Origin of the sequence: Cellulophaga lytica DSM 7489 (assembly GCF_000190595.1) — a bacterium.
Lineage (GTDB): Bacteria > Bacteroidota > Bacteroidia > Flavobacteriales > Flavobacteriaceae > Cellulophaga > Cellulophaga lytica.
Window position 1 is genome coordinate 3,689,730 of sequence record NC_015167.1, and the last position, 21,130, is coordinate 3,710,859.

Annotated in this window: 15 protein-coding genes; 9 read left to right on the plus strand and 6 right to left on the minus strand. The window is 31.7% G+C overall.

Annotation, left to right across the window (positions count from 1 at the left end; genetic code table 11):
* The first annotated feature begins 90 nt into the window (after positions 1-90).
* Together CELLY_RS16240 and CELLY_RS16245 are read left to right on the plus strand one after the other, a co-directional pair.
* Positions 91-1,428, plus strand: a complete 1,338-nt coding sequence (locus tag CELLY_RS16240; protein ID WP_013622799.1) for a ferredoxin reductase family protein — start codon at positions 91-93, stop codon at positions 1,426-1,428.
* 452 nt (positions 1,429-1,880) lie between these two features.
* Positions 1,881-2,114: a hypothetical protein gene (locus CELLY_RS16245; protein WP_013622800.1), complete on the plus strand. Its 234-nt coding sequence runs from the start codon at positions 1,881-1,883 to the stop codon at positions 2,112-2,114.
* Positions 2,115-2,160: 46 nt separating this feature from the next.
* On the opposite strand, the gene CELLY_RS16250 is transcribed toward CELLY_RS16245, so the two are convergent.
* Complete coding sequence (locus tag CELLY_RS16250) at positions 2,161-3,375, minus strand: hypothetical protein (RefSeq protein WP_013622801.1); 1,215 nt, start codon at positions 3,373-3,375, stop codon at positions 2,161-2,163.
* A gap of 198 nt (positions 3,376-3,573) precedes the next feature.
* Here CELLY_RS16250 and CELLY_RS16255 point away from each other — a divergent pair, with 198 nt between their 5' ends.
* The 7 genes from CELLY_RS16255 (at position 3,574) to CELLY_RS16285 (ending at position 10,272) form a co-directional block, all read left to right on the plus strand.
* Positions 3,574-4,107, plus strand: coding sequence for a hypothetical protein (locus CELLY_RS16255; RefSeq protein WP_013622802.1), 534 nt, complete (start codon positions 3,574-3,576; stop codon positions 4,105-4,107).
* 250 nt (positions 4,108-4,357) lie between these two features.
* The gene (locus CELLY_RS16260; protein WP_013622803.1) at positions 4,358-5,461 is read left to right on the plus strand and encodes a toxin-antitoxin system YwqK family antitoxin; all 1,104 of its coding nucleotides are present in this window, start codon (positions 4,358-4,360) and stop codon (positions 5,459-5,461) included.
* Positions 5,462-5,532: 71 nt separating this feature from the next.
* On the plus strand, positions 5,533-6,480 hold the full coding sequence (locus tag CELLY_RS16265; RefSeq protein WP_013622804.1) for a tRNA dihydrouridine synthase: 948 nt from the start codon (positions 5,533-5,535) through the stop codon (positions 6,478-6,480).
* A gap of 25 nt (positions 6,481-6,505) precedes the next feature.
* Entirely contained in the window at positions 6,506-7,219 is a 714-nt protein-coding gene (locus CELLY_RS16270) for a hypothetical protein (RefSeq protein ID WP_013622805.1), read from the plus strand.
* Positions 7,220-7,235: 16 nt separating this feature from the next.
* Positions 7,236-8,327, plus strand: a complete 1,092-nt coding sequence (locus CELLY_RS16275; protein WP_013622806.1) for a DUF6688 domain-containing protein — start codon at positions 7,236-7,238, stop codon at positions 8,325-8,327.
* A 22-nt stretch (positions 8,328-8,349) separates the two neighbouring features.
* Positions 8,350-9,615: a hypothetical protein gene (locus CELLY_RS16280; RefSeq protein WP_013622807.1), complete on the plus strand. Its 1,266-nt coding sequence runs from the start codon at positions 8,350-8,352 to the stop codon at positions 9,613-9,615.
* Between the two features lie 24 nt (positions 9,616-9,639).
* Positions 9,640-10,272: a hypothetical protein gene (locus tag CELLY_RS16285; protein ID WP_013622808.1), complete on the plus strand. Its 633-nt coding sequence runs from the start codon at positions 9,640-9,642 to the stop codon at positions 10,270-10,272.
* Between the two features lie 94 nt (positions 10,273-10,366).
* Here the strand turns inward: CELLY_RS16285 and bglX are convergent, their stop codons facing one another.
* From bglX to CELLY_RS16315, 5 genes are read right to left on the minus strand one after another with little or no spacing between them, the layout of a single operon-like run.
* Positions 10,367-12,643 carry a beta-glucosidase BglX gene (gene bglX / locus CELLY_RS16290; protein ID WP_013622809.1) on the minus strand — a complete coding sequence of 759 codons (2,277 nt, stop codon included), beginning with the start codon at positions 12,641-12,643 and terminating at the stop codon, positions 10,367-10,369.
* A 7-nt stretch (positions 12,644-12,650) separates the two neighbouring features.
* Complete coding sequence (locus tag CELLY_RS16295; RefSeq protein WP_013622810.1) at positions 12,651-14,300, minus strand: family 16 glycosylhydrolase; 1,650 nt, start codon at positions 14,298-14,300, stop codon at positions 12,651-12,653.
* A 12-nt stretch (positions 14,301-14,312) separates the two neighbouring features.
* Positions 14,313-16,403, minus strand: coding sequence for a PKD domain-containing protein (locus tag CELLY_RS16825; protein ID WP_013622811.1), 2,091 nt, complete (start codon positions 16,401-16,403; stop codon positions 14,313-14,315).
* Between the two features lie 11 nt (positions 16,404-16,414).
* Positions 16,415-17,890: a RagB/SusD family nutrient uptake outer membrane protein gene (locus tag CELLY_RS16310; protein ID WP_013622812.1), complete on the minus strand. Its 1,476-nt coding sequence runs from the start codon at positions 17,888-17,890 to the stop codon at positions 16,415-16,417.
* Positions 17,891-17,901: 11 nt separating this feature from the next.
* The gene (locus CELLY_RS16315; RefSeq protein WP_013622813.1) at positions 17,902-20,937 is read right to left on the minus strand and encodes a SusC/RagA family TonB-linked outer membrane protein; all 3,036 of its coding nucleotides are present in this window, start codon (positions 20,935-20,937) and stop codon (positions 17,902-17,904) included.
* Positions 20,938-21,130: the final 193 nt, after the last annotated feature.

Consider the following 21,130-nt stretch of genomic DNA (forward strand, 5'->3'; position numbering starts at 1 on the left):
TTTTTAATAAAAATTTCATTGCCAAAAGTAAATTCCCAAAATAAAAATAATCCTAATACCAGAGAGTTCTAATCAAATTGGAAAACTTGTATGAATAAAATAAAACTATCACTCGCCATATCAATTACGCTTATCACAATAATTTGGTTTTTGACAAATACACTGCTGTATATTCCGTTTGATTCTAACTTGTTTACTAAAAGTTTGGATCAATATACCGGAATTATTGCCTTTTCTGCTATGACTTTTTCAATGCTATTGGCAACGCGTCCCTTATGGATTGAGAAACACTTAGGCGGACTTGATAAAATTTACCGTCTGCATAAATGGCTTGGTATTCTTGCATTCTCATTTTCTATTCTGCACTGGTTAGTATCAAAATTGCCAGAATGGTGGTTGTATTTAGATAGGTTAATAATTTTAGATGCTACCTCTGGTGCCACTGTGTCCTCAGCTGAACCTGGCGCATTTGAAGAGTTTCTGGAATCTATTGAATCTCTGGGGCTTCAAGTAGGTGAATATGCTTTTTATTTAACGGTTCTGTTTCTAATTATGGCCTTACTAAAAAAGATACCTTATCGTTTTTTTGCAAAAACACACATTGCAATGGCAGTAATATATTTAGCCTTAGTTTTTCATGCTTTTGCACTAATGTATATTGATTATTGGACGGAGCCCATTGGTATAACAATGGCAATTATGATGCTAGTAGGAACAGTTTCTTCGTTTATTGTTCTTTTAGGGCAAGTGGGAAAAAAACAAAAGTCTCAAGGTACTATTCAGTCTATTAACACATATCCCGATATGAATATGTTTGAATTAATAGTAAAAAGTGATAAATGGAAAGGACATAACGAAGGCCAATTTGCGTTTTTAAAATTTGAAAAAAAAGAGCCATACCATCCTTTTACAATTAGTTCGTCTTGGGATTCAAAAACTAAAAATATTAGCTTTACAATTAAGGCTCTTGGAAGATACACTAATAATTTGTCTAATAAATTAAAAATAGGCGATTTTATAGTGCTTGAAGGTGCTTATGGCAATTTTACTTTTAACGACAAAAAAGAAAGTCAAATTTGGATAGCTGGAGGTGTAGGTATCACACCATTTTTAGCCCGAATGGAGCGTTTAGCAAAACTGGATAATAAGCAAAAAATTGATTTTTTCTACTCCGCTATGAAATTAGATGCTAATTTTAAGAAAAAGTTAGAGCAAGTCTCAGCAGAAGCCAACATCAATTTACATGTATTTGAAACCTCTAAATCAGCTCTAATATCTGGAGAACATATTCGAAATTCTGTTTTAAGCTGGAAATCTGCAAGTGTTTGGTTTTGTGGTCCTTCAAAAATGGGAAAATCAATAAAAAAAGACTTTAAACAAAATGATTTTAATTCAAAATTTCATCAAGAATTATTTGAGATGCGCTAATGTTTAGAAGGGCTAACGAATGATATTTTGTTTAATCATTAACAAAGAGGAAAAGATAAAGACGAACAAACTTGTAGTTATATGCTTTTAAAAAAAACCGCCATAAATGATGAGGCGGTTTTATAATATTATTTTCATCTACTTACCAACTTTACTTATGCAAAATAGGAATTAAATGTTTCAATAAAGTTTAAAACAACCCATAAAATTATAGCTATTTAGTAGTAAAAAAGAATAGCAAAATCTTATAAAAATTATTTTTTTAATTGAATGAATAATATTTATTATACAATCTAAAACTGATTTATTAGCTTATTTTTGGTTATTGTAAGTTGTTACAACTAACATTAGTATCAACTTATAATAGCAACTCATTTTTTTATTGAAAACAATTGAATCTTTGATTAATTAAAAACTACAACTAGTTTTATTTACTACTGAACAACAACAAGATGATTATACAACAAGAAGAAAAATTTAAAGAAGTACTCGCTAAAATAGAAGGTAAAATTAACGAACAGAGTTTTTTTAATAAGTTCTTAGAGTTGTATCCTGAGGTTTGGAAAAAACATAAAATAACCTATTCTAAATTTACTAGAAGTAAAAAATTTGGACAAAAAATACCCTTGCCAAAGCCAGAAATATCCTTACGTAAAGAAATTAGATTGTTTTTACAAAAACAATAAAAAACCGAGCAAAAGACTCGGTTTTTCTTTATAAAATAAGTTATTTCTAGTGCTCTATATCGTATTCCAATATTTTAAATTGATATGGTGTTATACCTAAATTAAATTCTTTAACAACTTCCATTTCCTCTAAGTTACACTTTATAATTTTTTCTTCTGACGGAATAGATATGTATAAAGAATCATCAAAATAATCTATATTACTAGTAACAGATCCGTGGCCATCAGATTCTATATCCATTGTAATAGATAATTTACCTTCATATACAACAGAATTAGATATTACATTGGTAACTTTAATATCTCCACTTTTTGTTAAACTTAAAACCTCTTTTTTATCTCTAGAAACCATACATTTAAATAATTCTGCAGTTTCATGTATTGGTGTAATTTCCTCACTATTTATATTAATAAAGTAAGCACCTTTACTAGAGGTATATCCAACAAAAATAGCATCAGAAGTTGTACCTAGTATACTTCCAAACCATACGTTTTCTTCAAAATTAGTTGGGTAATCAATAATTTTTTGTTCTCCGTTGTCTTTTACAACCAGCACACCGGTATTAGAACCAAAAAGAGCCGTTGTGTTGTTACCTGCACTACCGTGAATTCCGGAGGTACTTAAACTTTGTTCTTCTTTTGACACAACTTCACCATCTTGATTTATAATATGTACTTTTTCAGGCAAAACAGCTCCGTTTCCTAAATTTGTAACTGCTATGTTTCCGTTTTTAAAAATTACCATTGCTCCATGATGTGCAGTAGTGCCTGTTGGTATATTTTTAACAGTTGTACTATTCTCTATAGTTTTTTCTTTAAAAATACTTAGAGTAGCATCTCCGTCATTATAAACAGCGACATAATCTTGTTCAGATTTAAAGTGTGTTGGCTTTTGACTTTCAAATTTTATAGCTCCAAAACCAGTTTCTCCTAAATTATGACTATGGTCTCCGTGGTCAATTTCTCCACCAATATTAAATGTTTCTGTATAGTTATTATCTCTATGCGTTATAACAGCATACCTACCAGATTCTGTAACATATACACTACCTTTTGCATAAGATGCTTGGTAAGCTGTAACTTCTTCATTATCTACATTAATAAAATTTAATGTAGCAGAATTTGCATCAGAAATTAGTAATGATGCGTTTTTATGTTCATCATTATGATCTACATCGTCATTTACGCTGTCATCATCTTTAGAGCAAGCTGTAAATAAAGCAGATATAGCTAAAAGAGGTAATAAATAAGTCTTTTTCATTTGTGTGTTTTTAATTATTAATGCACAAATATATGCAAATGAATCATTAACGCAACAAAGTTGCATTTATTTATATCTGTAAATAAATAATTAAAAAAATAACTTTTACAGGCTGCTTGGTTAAACAAAAAAGAGAGAAAATACACGTCTTTAGACTAAAATAAACATACATTAGTTTAAAAAACACAATACTTACAAATGTCATTAGATTTAATTTATACCAAAACAGACAAGTTTATTTTATCTAAAATTAATACTAGTTATAAAGTTTGGCAAGACAAATTATATTACTACAAAACCTCATTAAACTTTACAAATTTAGAGGAATTAGTCATTTTTTTAAAGGTTGATTATAAACTATCTGATAAAAATAAATCAGAAATATTTAACTATGTAAACAATAGTAACCAAGATTTTTTTGAGTTATCTGTACTTGATAATAACATAAGTATTAAGCAAATACACTTACAACTATTAAAATCTAAAGATACCCTTATACATTGGGAAGATTGGTTTTATATATTTAGTAAAACAAGTACAAACCATTACCATTTATGGGTTTTTCTTGGCGGTATTGCAAACCAAGTTAGAGAAATAAGGTTGAATGCTGCACAAGTTAGTGATTGGGAAGATTTAGGTATTCCATTTATAAAAACCTTAGCTACAGATCTACAGTTAAAAGAGTCTAAAGTTTATAAAGAAGCAATTACAGAAAATAGAAGAATACTATAATGTAGCCCAAAACACATATAAGAACCTTTATTTTTAAACAAGTAATATTGCCTGTTTAATGCCTATGTGTTTTTACTATTACCACGTTATTTTACTTTTTTTCATTAAAAACTAAAACAGAATATATGTCAAATACTCACGAAAATATATTATAATCTAAACAAAAAACATTGCGGTATTTAGATACGCCAAGTATAAAGTACATTTAAAAAAGATAATAACACTACCATAAAACAAAACCTTTTTAATTATGAAAAACATTGTACTAATACTAACCTTTTTGCTTGCTGTAACTACAAATGCACAAGTAAATTACTTAATGTGGGAAAACGTAGATACACAACGTTTTGGTAAAGAAACATTATTTAAAACTGATAATAAAGTTTTAAACGGAAGCTACAAAATTGCAGAAAACAGTGGTGCATATACAGAGGTGACTTTTGCAAATGGTAAAATGGTTGGCACTAAAAAAAACTATGATTTTTCTGGTAATTTGGAACAAGAAATGGTTTTTGATGAAAACGGAAAAGCCAATGGAAAAAGTACATCATACTACACAAATGGTGATGTTTTTGAAGATTTTAATTATAAGAACGGACTTAAAGATGGTGAATGGAAAACCTATGATAAAAAAGGGAAAGTACAACGTTTAGAAAATTACAAAAAAGACTTAAAAGACGGTAAATGGGTTACCTATTTAAAAGATGGAAATATGGGTACTAAACTGGTAGAAACATCTTTTTACAATGCTGATAAAGCAACTGGTAAATGGTCTCAGAAAACAGAAGACAACCGTGTAATTTGGGAAAAAGAATATACCGCTCCTAGAAATTATATTAAAAAAGAATATTACCCAAATGGAAAACTAACTTCTGTAGAAACATATGTAAATAATAAAAAAGATGGGATTAGTACATATTATAGCTCTGCCGGACTTTTATTAAGCGAAAGAACATATGCTGCTAGTTACCCTATTACAGAAACTAGTTTTTATGATAACGGGAATAAAAAAGAAGTAGTAAACTCAAAAGACGGTTATAAAGATGGTTTGTACCAAAAATATTATAAAACCGGAAATCTTGTTACAGAAGGTCATTTTAAAATAGGATACAAATCTGGCGAGTGGAAACACTACAACAGTGATGATATGCTAAAAATAACCTATACATATGCAGACGGAAGAAGAAACGGAATTGCTAAAACATATAATGAAGCAGCAAAAGTAGAAAGTGAAGGATTGTATAAGAATGATGAAAAAACAGGCGCTTGGAAATATTATAAATTAAATGGTAAAATTTCTAAAGAAATTGAATACAAAAATGACAAAGTAGTTTCAGAGAAGACTTATAACTAAAATTTTCTAATCAACTTAAATTTAAAAAAGAGGATAGCAAAGGTTTATCTTTGTTACTTTAAAACCAATTAATGTCATACAAACTATTATCGTCTCCTTTACAAGGCTTTACAGATTATAACTTTAGAAATGCACATCAAAAATTTTTTGGTGGTATAGATACCTATTATGCGCCTTACATTAGGTTTAATAAAAAAATGGTAATAAAGGGCTCTTACCAAAGAGATTTAAATCCGGAGGTAAATACATCTTTAGACCTTATACCACAAGTAATGACGGCAGATGCAGATCAATTTATATTTGCTATAAAATACATACAATCTTTAGGGTATAAAGAACTTAATTGGAATTTAGGTTGTCCCTACCCTATGGTAACCAATAGCGGAATGGGATCTGGACTTATTTGTAATCCAGAGAAAATAGACCATATTTTAGACCGTGCACATAGTGAAACAGATGTTACCGTTTCTATGAAAATGAGACTAGGATACGAGAATAGTAATGAAATATTAGAGTCTTTTTCTGTACTAGATAAATATCCTCTAAAAAGTATTGCTATACACGCCAGGTTAGGCAAACAATTATATAAAGGTGGTGTAGATTTACAAGGTTTTCAAAAATGTGTAGATGTTGCCAAACATACATTGTATTATAATGGTGATATTACTACTGTGGCTCAATTTAAAAAAATGAAAGAACAGTTTCCTAGCATACAACATTTTATGATTGGACGTGGATTAATTGCAGATCCGTTTTTACCAAGTATGATAAAAAACAACTCAACAGAATATCCTAAAGGTAGATGGCAAATTTTTAAAGAATTTCACGATACTATTTACCATCAGTATGATGAATTATTGTCTGGACCAACACCAATAAAAATGAAAATGTTAGGATTTTGGGAGTTCTTTTCATTAGCAACTAACAACCCAAAAAAAACATACAAAGCAATAAAAAAGGCTGGTAACCAATTTAAGTACAAACAAGCTGTAGCAGATATTATTAAAGACCAAAGATAGAATTTAAATAAATACCTAATGTAATTTGAAATTTACTGCTTATAAATACAGAATTATTAAAGAAAAACTTTCTATAACAAAACAAATAGTTTATTCTAGTTATGCTCTTTTTGTTTTTGGATTCATAATACTTCTTTTAAATACTAAATTTCCTTTAACCGATAATATTCTGCCAATAATTGCTCCCATATTTATAATTTCTATTCTATTTTTTGGTGTAGCACATATATATCAATTTTATGATTATGAATTAATTAACTGTGCAAAGGAAGGACATATAGAGTTTAGTACTAATGAATTTATTATTGATTACAATAATAAAATTAACTATGAAGATGTTACTGACTTAAAAATTAATATAGATGCCTATTACGGACAAACTATAAACCAGTATTACAGAAATCCTATAGAAAAGAAGAGCTTAGGTGTAAAAAATACAATAGTTATTGCAACTTGGAATAAATCTTTTACATATAACTTTAAATTAGAACACTCCATACATACAATAGAACTAAAAAAAACAATTTTTAATTTAGTCTTAAGTGAAAAATTAGGTATCAAAGATGCCAAAAAACTTATTAAATTAATACCTTCAGATTTTAACAAAACCGAAGATTATAAAGCATTTGTAATTAAGCAAATAACCTCTAAAAAAATTAATTGTACAGAAGGGCTACTATTACACGGTTATAAAACAGATAAAGAAGCTAAAGAACTAAGAAACAAGTATTGTGTTTAATTAAAAAGAAAAGCTAATGTCAATGATTATCCCTTTATTACTCGTTTTATTTTTTGTACTAATATTTTTTACTGTTAAAGCATTAAAGAAAAACAAAAAAGGCATAAGTAATTTAGAGGTTGCTATATTTGTTTTGTATTTACTTTCTTTTCTCTTATTTGGTCTTGGTATACTTACACACGTACACCAGCATACAGAAGCCATAGACCCTATAGACCCAGAATGCTATATACCGTTTGGCGGCAAACACATACTAACACTTATTGTTTATTTTATTTTCTTTAATATATCTGCTGGTTTTATTTGGATTAAAGGCCGTAAACTGCCTCCTTTATCGCTTGTATTATTCTTAGTTTTTTTAGTAATAGGATTATTTATTAATACTGCTATACTTATACAAATAACACATCATAACTTAGATAGCTTTGGCATTTATGCAGAAAACACAGGCACATTTCTTTTTATTTTTACACCTGCTTTAAGTTTAATTATTGCAATAGGACTTCTTTTTAAAATAGTTAGAGAAGAAAAAATACAAGCTAAAGACAAAGTTTATAAAAATAAATTTCTTAATTATTGCAATAGCTTTTTAGCTAGTAAATTTAGCGAGTCCGTTTGGGCTCTACTACTTTTTATTCCTGTTTTTATTTTAATTACAATAGTATTATTGTTATTTGGGCAAGATGTAAATTCTATTACTAAGGTTTTTACAGAAACTACAACTTGGGCTTTTTCACAAAAAATGCATCCTCCTATTCTAGACCATAAAGGTCATTATTTATGCACTGTAGCCGCTAAAGGAGATCCTAAAATTGTAAAACCTATTCGTTTAGGAAAAAGGCATAAAAATATTATTATTGTAAACAGGCAGTTACAGATTGCCAATGCCTTTGAAGAAATGATTACTGATATATCTCCAGGTTTACACTCTTTTATCAGAAAAAATTATGACAAGTATGGTTATAATCTTTCTTTAAAAATTAACTCAAAAATAGGATCTAATATTACCTATATTTTAATGAAACCCTTGGAGTGGATTTTTTTAATATCATTATACCTACTATGTGTTAATCCAGAAAAAAAGATTAGCAAACAATACCATTTATAGTAACTTAACTAACCAAATGTCTATGAAAAACATAAAACTATTAATTCTCTTATTATTTACAACTGTATTTGCTAGTAAAGCACAAAGTATTGAAGAATTTATAAGCAATAAAGCTTCTGCAACTTGTAATTGTATAGAGAATATAGATTATATAGACAGTCAAACAGATTTTGAATTAAAACTAAAGTCTTGCGCTGCGCTTAGTGCAAAAGATTCTACTAGAGTACTTAAACAAACAACTTTTAACGAGTATGATAATCTTTTACAATCTAAATTATTTGAAAATTGCACTGCTATAGAAACTAAATTAACAAAGCTTAGAGAAAGTTACTTAATTACTAATATGGACTCTTTATACAACACAGAAAAACAATATAAAAACATAGAAGAAGGCTTACTAGGTAGTTATGGATTATCTTTTGGTAATAGATCTCCAGAGGGTAGCCCAACATTATTTCTTTACCATAATAATAAATATGTAATAGTTTCTTTTGGAGAAGTACAAACGGGCACTTGGCGCGTTGTAAAAGAAAAATATTTACATTTAAATCCTAATAAAACTAAATATCCTTTTAGTGTATACGGTCGTTACAACCCTAGTATTGGAGATTCTACTAAAACCTCTTTTTTGGGTGATAGATTTAGTTATAGAACATTAATTACATACAATAAAACTACTAAAAGCCCTGTAAACTTAACTCCTATTTTTAACAAAGATGCCAATTGTTTTGATTTGCCCTACATACATAAAACAGCTAGTGTGCCCCAACAAATATCGTTAGCATTTAATCAATCTTATGAAGAATCTGAAGATCAAAAAATAACACTATACAGTTTTAAAAACACTACTAATTTTAATGACTTTATTATTTTTGAGTATACAAGAGCAGAAAATAAAATGCCTATTAGAGTTTTAATAGATGGTAACAAATTAGTATTTGGAAAAAGGCAAATAACAGAAAAATCTGCTTTACCAAAACCAGGCTCTGAAAATGACTCATTCATAAAAGAAATGTCTGCCATTAACTTTACTCCCAAAACTATGTATTATAACTTTGGGTATAAAGAGTTTAAAAGTGAAGAAATAAACTCTAAAAGTTACAAATACAATAAAAAGCTAAATAATTATAAATACAAAGGAAAAGTTCCGCGTACTTACGAAGAAGAAACAAGTGATTATCACAACTTTTTACAAGTTAATAAATATGAAATGTTACAAGATGTAACACAACAACAAAAGCAATTTAAAATAAATAAAAAGTCTATAATTTACACAGTTTGCGATTAAAAATAAGCTATAAAAAAAGATAAAATGGGATTAAGTATTACCAGCGGCATTTTAGCTGACTTTATAAATAATGAGCCTGAGGGCTATGAGGCATACAAAGCTGAATTTGACCAAGTAAATAAGTTACTAGAATTAAATGGCTACAAACCACATTTAGAACCTAATGAATTAGGTGTAGATCCGTTACACGTTGGTGGCTTTCCGTATTCTTTTCTTCATTATTTAAGACGGTTTTTTGCATATCATATGAATGATGAAAATTGGACTCCTATTCCTTTTGATGAAAATTTAGATCCTGCAGCAGATACCATTGTAGAAGAAGAATCTTCTATGTTTTATAGTCACCTTTTAGTACACTCAGACTGCGCAGGGTATTATATTCCTATAGATTTAGAAGACGTTATTTTTGATACAGATGAATATCCTGTTACTGGTGCAATGATTGGTTCTTCTTATGGTTTATTAACAGATTTAAAAAGCGTTGCAAAAAAGTTAGGTGTAGAATTAAATGAAAATTTAGAAGTACAAAACAAAGAAACTCTCTATAAAACTATTGATAATCAAGGTGATTTTTGGATAGAAAAAATAGTATGGCTAACACTTTATGAAGCTGCTAATTATAGTATAAAAAATAAAACAGCTATTGTTTTTAATTAATATCTATAAAACTACATTTTATTATAATTTAAAAGCCTCAATTACATATAATTGAGGCTTTTTAGCAATAAAAATATAATTACAAACTATAACTTTACAATGTAAAATCTTCTTCTAAACTTGTATAAGAGCTTCCTCCCACAAAAACTTTAAACTCACCTGGCTCTACTATAAACTCTCCTTGATTGTTAAAAAAGCCTAGTTCTTTATTTGTTAGTTTTAATGTAATGGTTTTGGTTGTATTTGGCTCTAACTCTACCATTTTAAAACCTTTTAACTCTTTTACCGGTCTTGTAACACTCGCAAATAAATCTCTTATATACAATTGTACAACCTCTTTACCTTTGTACTCACCTACGTTAGAAACTGCTACAGAAACTTCTACCTCTTCATTGGTTAATTTGGTCACTTTTAAATTTTTATATGTAAATTTTGTATAGCTTAAACCGTGCCCAAATGGATATAACGGCTTGTTACTTTCATCTATGTAATGAGACCAAAAAACAATATCAGGATTGTCTGTAGATGGTCTTCCTGTATTTTTATAGTTGTAATAAATTGGTACTTGACCAACGTTTCTAGGAAAAGTCATTGGCAATTTACCGCTAGGGTTATAATCTCCATACAAAACCTGTGCTACAGCATTACCAGTTTGTGTGCCTAAATGCCAAGCTTCTACTATTGCAGGTATATGTTCATCTGCCCAAGTAATAGCTAAAGGTCTTCCGTTATTTAAAACCAAAACTATATTTTTATTAACTGCGTAAACAGCTTCTAAAAGTTCTTGTTGTACCCCTGGCAAATCTAAACTTGTTCTGCTACGAGCTTCACCACTTTGGTAACCGTGCTCACCCAAAACCATAACAACTACATCTGCATTTTTAGCAGTATTTATAGCTTTAGAAAATTCACTTTTATCTGTAGTATTTATTTTTAATTCAAAAGCAAATTCTGCTTTACCAATAGCAACATCTGCCCCTTTTGCATAGGTAAGTGTATTGTTTGGGTAATTTTTCATTCCTTCTAAAACAGACACTGCAGTACTGTCTTCTGCTGCAATTCTCCAGCTTCCTAAAGGACTAGTTTTATCTGCTGCTAAGGCACCAATTAAAGCAATTTTTTGTCCGTTTTTCTTTAAGGGCAATAAATTGTTCTCGTTTTTAAGTAATACAATAGATTTTTTAGCTACATCTAAAACTGCTTCATTAATTGCTTTGTTGCCAGTTACCTCTTTTTCTCTTTCTTCATTACAGTACTTGTAAGGGTCATCAAAAAGTCCTAGCTCGTACTTTACTTTTAAAATTCGCTTTACAGCATCATCAATAAAATCTACAGAAACTTTGTTTTCCTTTACTAGCTTACTCAATTCTTCTACGTAGGCATAAGACTCCATATCCATATCAGATCCAGCATTTGCTGCTAACTCTGCTGCTGCATTTAAGTCTTTTGCATAACCGTGAGCAATCATTTCTTTAATAGATCCCCAGTCTGAAACCACAAAACCATCAAAATTCCATTTATCTTTTAAAACCTCTCTTTGTAAAAAAGCATTTCCTGTTGCAGGTATTCCATTTAACTCATTAAAAGAATTCATAAATGTTTTTACACCAGCATCTACACTTGCCTTAAACGGAGGGAAAATTATATTATTTAAGGTAGATGTACCTACATCTACCGTATTGTAATCTCTACCAGATTCTGAAAATCCGTAACCAGCAAAATGCTTAGCACAAGCCACAATTGTAGCCTTATCTGCTAAATTACTACCTTGAAAACCCTGCACACGAGCCACAGCAATTTTAGATCCTAAGTATGTATCTTCACCTGCTCCTTCCATAACACGTCCCCAACGAGCATCTCTAGAGATATCTACCATAGGGGCAAATGTCCAATTTATACCTGCTGCAGAAGATTCTAATGCAGCTATTTCTGCAGATTTTTTAATGGCATTTAAATCCCAACTAGCTGCTTCTGCTAAAGGTATTGGACTTAGTGTTTTATATCCGTGTATAACATCAAAACCAATAATTAAAGGAATACCCAGTCTAGTTTCCTCTACTGCTATTTTTTGTACTGCTCTAACATCTTTAACTCCTGTAACGTTTAGCATAGAACCTACATAACCTTTACGTAAATGCTCGTACTTTTTAGCTGCATCACCATCTTTTGGAGTTGGGCCTGTTACGTCCCAAAAACCATTGTATTGATTCATTTGTCCAATTTTTTCTTCTAAAGTCATTATAGCAAGTATAGAATCTACTTTTTTATCTATACCTAAACTTTCTGAAGCACTTTTAGACGTTGCATTAGTACAAGATAGTATACCAATTGCAAAAACAATTGATATACTATATATAACTACTCTTTTCATATTATTTTTATTGATAAACTCTAACATAATCTATTTCCATAGAATCCTGAACAAAACTAGGGTCTACCGTTCCCCCTAAAGTACCACCCATTGCTACATTTAAAATCATAAAAAAGTCTAAATTAAACGGCGTACTATCTGTGTTTGCATACGTTAAAAAAACAGTATCATCTACTAATATTTTTATTTCGTCTGTTGTCCACTCTACACTATAATTATGAAATTCTGTTGTAGATGTTTCATTGGCTATTTCATTTGTAAACGCATTACCAGCAAAAGCATCAGGCTGGTGTAGAGCTCCAGAAGTTTTAGATTTATCTTGGCCAGTTTGTTCCATAATATCTATTTCTCCACAATTAGGCCAGCCTACTTCATCAAAATTAGCTCCTAACATCCAAATTGCAGGCCAAGTACCTTGTGCGGCAGGTAATTTAGCTCTTACTTCTACTCTACCATATGTAAACTCACTTAAGTTTTCAGACTTTAACCTAGCAGAAGTATATCCTCCATTTTCTGCAATTGCGGTAATTTTTAATAACCCGTCTTCTACAATAACATTTTTAGAGTCATTAGTATAAGTTTGCAGTTCTTGGTTTCCCCAACCACCAGCACCTAAGTCATAACCCCACTTAGTAGCATCTGGTGCTCCATCATCGTTAAACTCATCAGACCAAACTAAGTTTGTAAAAACCGACTGAAAAGAGTCTTCTGCTGGACTAGTTTGAAATTTATGATACCAATACAATTCTGGGCTTAAACCATCTTGAGTTCTTACATACATTTCTGTATCTGATATCTCTAAAATTTCATAAGAAGAAGAGCTTACGTAATACCCCATAAAAGCATTGTTAGAAAAGTTCATAACCGTACCTCTTGGTCTAAAATCTGGATCTGGAACTGTTTCCCAATCTATACTTGTTGGAGCTAATGAAACAATACTTGTTCCAGAAGTATCAAACTCAAAACAAGCGTCTTCGCCAGCATTTTGCCCTACTATATCTTGGTGACTAGCATTAAAAAAAGTACCACTATTATTATTTAACTGATAGGTTAATTGTCCGTCTGCGGTTAGGGTAAATATTAGCTCATCATCACACAAACAATTGCTAATTTCAATACCACATTTCTCAAACGGTTGTGCAGCAAAAAAAGAAGGAAACCAAAAAGCATCTGGAGCAATATCTGCATTACCACCAACACCTAAATGTGCAACTTCTGATGCTGCTAAATACCAAGTTCTAGTAGAACCTCCTGTTAAAAACTGTTTTACTTCAGGGTCATCAAAAGAGCTAAAAACTTCTACATCTACAGATGTGCTAGAAGACAAGCCTCCTGTACCAATAGCATTTACAACCACTGTAAATGTATTTACACCAACAACACTAAACCTGTGTGTAATTTCTCCAGAGGGAGACACTTCACTAATTCCGTCTCCAAAATCAAACTTATAACTAATAGCATTAGTTGCATTTGCTTTTAAAGTAACAAAACCGCTACCATCTCCGTTAGGGTTAGCCTCGTCTACCCCTACAACAGTAGCTTCTAATGTTACATTAGTTGGAGCAATAATACCCCCTATAGTTGCATCATCTTCCTGACAAGAAAATAATAGCAATACCGACAGAAAGAATATCATATTATATTTTATTGTTTTCATTTTTTTATCTTTTTATATTCTTACTAATTTATATTGCCAAAAAACACCAGAACCAGCTTCTACGTAAACAGACATTGTATTTGCGTCTATAAAAGAAACTGTATAGGTAATTTCACTAGGCACAGCTACATTAGGTAATTCTCCTTGGTTATTAGCCTTTGCTAAACCAATATAAGCACCTGTGCCACTTATTGTTACAGTGCCCAATGCTGCATCATAATTGTACGTAGCAGTTGCAGAACCATCATGCGGAGCTACTGGAGCACCACAAGCATCAGAACCGCCTTGCCAGCCTTCAATCCAAGACTCAGACCCTAAATTATTTGTAAAAGAACCATCAGATCCAAATACATACGTATCATCATAATAACAAGCTCTAAGAGCTACACAGTCTGCATCACAATTAAACCAACTAATATCTCCAGGAGATGGTCCAACACCTAAAGAACCTGCCTCTTCTGCTAATTTCCAGGTACCTGCTATTGGAGAAACAACAGCACCGTCTCTTACTAGTTTATACTGCCAAAAAACGCCAGAACCTGCTTCTACGTATACAGAAATAGTGTTAGCATCTAAAAATGAAACATTATAGGTTATAGAACTTGGTACTGCAACGTTTGGTAATTCTCCTTGGTTATTGGCTTTTGCTAAACCAATATAGGCGCCTGTACCATTTACGGTAACTGTACCTGCTGCTTCATTATACGTATATGTTGCTGTAGAAGAACCATCATGCGGAGCTACTGGAGCACCACAAGCATCAGAACCGCCTTGCCAGCCTTCAATCCAAGACTCAGACCCTAAATTATTTGTAAAAGAACCATCAGATCCAAATACATACGTATCATCATAATAACAAGCTCTAAGAGCTACACAGTCTGCATCACAATTAAACCAACTAATATCTCCTGGAGACGGTCCAACTCCTAAAGAACCTGCCTCTTCTGCAAGTCTCCAAGTACCTACTAAGCCTGTTGGTATGTTAGATGGTGCTTTGTAGAAGTATATGTTATCTATAAACACTGTACCTTCTGCCCACGGTGTACCTACAAATTTTAACTGAAAAATTTCTGAAACGGTTAAACCTTGATCTGTATAGTCTGACAAAGGAATATCTATAGTTGTCCACTCACCTGCAGATAAACTAGATGCTACAGGAGCTTCTGTAACTACACCAGACGCATTGTTAATTAATGATATTTCTAAATTTGTTGCATCACCAGATGTCCAAACATCTAAATGTAAATATTCCATTTGTGAAACATCTATAGAAGTACCATCTGCTAAAGCAATACCTTGGTAACTTAAATTAATGTACTGTAACATTGTATCACCGTTAAGATCAAACTCTGTCCATCCGCTACCTTGACCACCTTGTCCCCAATCTGGAAAATAGTTTGTACCAGCAACATCATCATAAGCAGCACTGTAGATAGATATAACATCCTCTGGGTTTCTGCTTGGTGGTGTATCAGCAGAACTAAGTGGTTGTACAATTGCAGTAACCACAAACTCTTCTTCATAATCTGTAGTTGCTATTGCAGCACTCATTGCAACAACTTTTATGGTGTAAGTACCTGCTTCTTGATAGGTATAAGAAATTGATTCTCCTATAGCGGCTTCTACAGGTTCTTCTGCTTCTGTTTCACCAAAATATACTTTATATGACAATGCAAAATCTGCATTAGCAGTTACATTTACTTGTTTAGATACTGCTTCATCATTTGCTATAGTTACAACTAAATTTTCTGGTGACTTAAATGAAACTTCTATAGTTTGGGTTACTGTTGTTTTTTTACCATTTAACCCAACAGCAGTAATAGCAACTTCATAACTACCTTCTGCATATGTATGTGCCACAGTACTACCTGGTTTAATAGCTTCAGAAACTTCTGAGCCATCTCCAAAATCTACCGTATAACTTGTAGCTCCTTCTGCAATAGGCGTAATGTTTACAACACCTGTATTGTCTTGTGTTACGCTCACTTTTGCAGACACATTAGTTGGGGCTGCAATACTATTTACGTAATCTGTATTATCATCTTCTGAACAGCTTATAAAAAATAAGCTAAAAAGAAGCAATGTATATTTAAATATCTTCATAGTTATGGTTTTTAATAATTAGGGTTTTGCTGCCAATTACCATTAGAAAACTGTATTTCTTCAATAGGAATTGGAAAGGTTTCATTTTTACCTGCTGTAAAACCATCAATTTCTTGTGCTGCTTTACCGGTTCTAACCAAATCAAAAAAACGATGACCTTCTCCTACAAACTCTACTCTTCTTTCATTTGCAATTGCATCTGTTAACGCTACACCAGTAGCTGTAACGTCATTTGGTGCTCCAAAAGCTCTTTCTCTAACTCTGTTTAAATAAGTTTGTGCTTTGGCATCACTAATTTCTCCTCTATTATAGGCCTCTGCCGCCATTAATAAAACATCTGCAAAACGTATTGCTCTGTAATTATTAGGGTTTGTAAGATTTTGATCTCCTGTGTTTAAATCTCCTTTTCTGGCAATGTATTTTCTGTTGTAATACCCTGTATGTTCATTACCTGTACTAAATGTGGCGCCTGTTTGTGCAGCCCATGCATTTATATCTAAAATGGCTACTTCTTTACGTAAATCTCCGTCTTCAAAAGCATCTACAACTTCTTGTGTTGGAACATTAAAGCTAAACCCAGAGTCAAACTCTGGTCCTGAGTAATTTCTAATTCCATTAAAACCTACAGCTACATTACCCTCACTACATTGTAAACAACCAAAGCCTGCACCTTCTGCATCAGAGTATTGAACCTCAAAAACAGATTCAACTCCGTTTTCTCCGTCATTTTCAAAAATGGTATTGTAATCTGTTACTAGATCATATGGTCCGTTTTGTATTAAATTATCTAAAACAATAGCTGCTTCAGAAAATTTTTCTTGATACAAATAAGCTTTGCCTAACAAAGCTTGTGCTGCACCTTTGGTAACCCTGCCAACTTCTGGTGCTGTATACTCTAAATTATCTATTGCAAATTTTAAGTCTTTTTCTATTAAAGCATACACCTCTGCAACAGAAGATCTTGGTAAAGTTGTTTCTTCACCTAGCTCAAAACGAGTTTCTTTAACAGGTACAGGACCAAACCATTTTACCAGCTCAAAGTAGTAATATGCCCTTAAGAAGCTAGCCTCTGCAATCATTACATTTTTGCCTTCAAACTCGGTTTTATCTTGAAATTCTAGTATAAAGTTTGTTCTACTAACGCCTGCAAACATCCAGTTCCAGATGTCTCTTAAATTACTATTTACTGGCGTATGTATCATATCATCAATTTGTTGAAAACCAACTACGTCTGTAGCGCTTTCTCCTCCTGCTAAGGTATTATCTGATGCTATTTCGCCTAAAATTACGTTTACATAGGTAGACTGTAACAAGTCATAAGCACCAATTAACGCATTGTAATAATCTTCTTCAGAATTAAAATAATTTTCTGAATCTATACTATACCTATCTACTTCTTCTAAATAAGAATCGCTACAAGCATTGTTTGTTATAACACATAGTGCAACAAACAAACTAGTGATGGTTTTATTTATATATGTTTTCATTTTTTTATGTTTTATATAGAAAGATTTATACCTAAAATAAACTGTCTTGAAACTGGGTAAAAACCGTAATCAATTCCGCTAGAAAAGACATCTAAATTTCCGTTTTGATTAACGCCTTGCGCAGCAGGATCATAACCATTGTACTTTGTAAACGTAAATGCATTGTTAACAGAACCGTATATACGTAACTTGCTAACACCTATTTTTTGTAAAAACTCATCTGGTAATGTGTAGCCTAATTGTATATTTTGTATTCTTAAAAAAGATGCATCTTCAACAAAAAAGTCTGAGAATAACCTGTTAGTAGTTGCTCCTATGGTTGCTCTTGGTACTGTATTACTAGTGCCTTCTCCTGTCCATCTATTTAAATAAAGACTAGATCTGTTAATGTTAGGTTGGTCTCTTTCATAATTACGAACCATTTCTTTACCTAACTCTGCATACATATAGGTTCCAAAATCTAAGTTTTTGTAGTTAACTCTTAAATTTAGTCCCATAATATAGTCTGCCTGTGCTTTTCCTAAATATGTTCTGTCTGCAATGGTAATTTCACCATCATTATTGGTATCTACATATTTTAAATCTCCAGGAGCTGCTGCAGATCCCAAACCTTCTTGTGATGGGGCTGCATTTACCTCTGCCTGGTTTTGAAAAACACCGTCTGTTTTAAGTCCGTAGAAATAACCAATAGGTTGGCCAACTTCCATACGCGTAATTGCTGGCTGACCTACGCTAAATGAACCACCTTCTGATACAATATTATTATTTACAGATGTTACTTCACCATCTACTTTTGTAACATTATAACTAAGATCTACAGATAGGTTATCTGAAAAACTCTCTTTATAGTTTACAAAAAACTCAACACCTTTTGTGCGTGTAGTACCTGCGTTAACCGTTGGTAAACCAGCACCAGGAGCAGATGCACCTAGTATACCAGATACAGGAAAGTTTGCTATTAATAAATCATTACGATCTTCTACAAAGTAATCTGCAGTAAACTGTAATTTATTGTTAAACAAGTTTAAATCTAAACCAATATCTAATTTATCTGCAGTTTCCCAAGTAGCTTCTGGGTTAGGAATTCTTCCGTTTGCTGTACCAGTTACTAAACCATTGTTTAAAACGTAAGTAGCCTCACCACTAAGTAATGCTCTATAAAGATCTACTCCCACATTGTTACCCAAAGAGCCATAACTAGCTCTAAGCTTTAAAAAGTTTATAACGTCTGAATCTTCTAAGAAAGCTTCATCTGAAACTATCCAACCTGCTGTAGCAGAAGAAAAATAGTCTATTCTGTTACTTGGTGAAAAGTCTGATGTACCATCTCTACGCACCATTGCAGAAAGTAAATATTTTCCTTTATAATCATACTGTAACCTTGTAAAGAATGATGATAATCTAGAATCATAAATATAAGAACTTGTAGATTTTGCTTCGCTTAAACCATTTGCCAATGATATGTCTGCAAACTCCCAAGAGTTGTTAGGAACATCAAAACCAGTACCTTGTAAATTATCTCCCCAAGCTCTTTGTGCACTTGTACCTAAAGTAATTGTAGCGTTGTGATTTTCTGCAAAAGTCCTGTTATAAGTAATAAAAGTATCCCAAGTGTATGAGTTGTTGGTGTTTTTTGTTTGTGTAACACTACTACGGTCTGTATTAAAAACTTTACCAGAACCATAGTTTACAATTGGTGCAAATGATTTTTGCGTATCATTATATGATTTTAAACCTATACGAGATGTAATTTTTAATCCGTCTAAAGGTTCATAATCTAACTGAAAAGTACCTTCTATAGAATTACCGTTGTATTTGTTGTAGGTATTTGCTATTTGTGATAAAGGGTTTATAACCTCATTACCTAAAAAGCCTGATGCATCTTCTTGATCTAAGGTATATGTTGGCGCGTAATTAAGCGCGTTAAATAAAGGAGAGCCTAATGCATTTTCTCCTATTGTTTTTCTAACATTATTAAAGTAGTTAGCAGATGTGGTAAATTTTAATTTATCTGTAACATCAAAACCCAATTTAACTTTAACGTTGGCTCTAGTAAAATTAGATTTATCACTAGCTATAATACCATCTTGCTCTAAAATAGAACCACCAAAGTAATACGTACTTTTTTCTCCACCACCTGTTAAGGATATATTATGATTGGTGATTGGTGCAGACTCAAACAACTCATCTTGCCAATCTGTACCTGTGCCTAAATTGCTAACATCTGTATATGGCAAATCTTGACCATTTGCTGCATAGCTCTCATTTAATAACAATGCATATTCTGTTGCATTTAAATACGGTAATTGTCTTGTTGTTTGCTGTATACCAGTGTAACCGTTGTAACTAATTTTTAATGCCGAGTTTTTTCTACCACTTTTAGTAGTAACAAGTACAACTCCGTTTGCACCTTCTATACCATAAATGGCAGCTTGTGCATCTTTTAATATTGAAAAAGACTCAATATCACTTGGATTAATACTGTTTAAATCTCCTTTATAACCATCTATAATTACCAAAGGCCCGTTATCTCCGTTAGAGTTTACACCTCTAATAGTAATATTAAATTGCCCACCAGGAGAACCAGATGGTGCCGTTACAGATACACCTGCAGAAGTACCTTGTAATGCTTGTGCTGCATCTACAGGTCTAAGCTCTTCAATTGTTTCTGAACTTACAATAGAAACGGCTCCAGTGATGTCTTTCTTTTTTTGACCTCCATAACCAATAACAACAACTTCATCTAACTTAGAAACGTCTTCCGTTAAAATAACGTTTAATGTTTGCTGATTTGTAATTTTAATTTCTTGAGTAACATACCCTAAGTAACTAAACTGAAGTATTGCATTTTCTGGTACATTATTAATGGTGTAATTTCCATCAAAGTCTGATACCACTCCCTTAATAGTATTTTTAATAATTATACTTACTCCAGGAATGGGAAAACCTGTTCCCTGTTCTGTAATTGTACCCGAAATATTATTTTGTTGTGCTAAGGATACGAGACAAAAACAGACTGTAAATAATAAGCTAAGTTTTGTTTTCATAAAAAAGTTTTTGTTGTACTCTCAAAATTAAAAAGTATTGTTAAGAAATTCTTAATTTAAGACACAACAAAAAACATACACAACAAAAAAACATAGCTTAAAATACTAATATCATAATTAAACCATTGGTTTTACTGGCTTTACAAGATGTAAGAAAATAACACAAATTTAAAACTCACAATTAATTAAAATA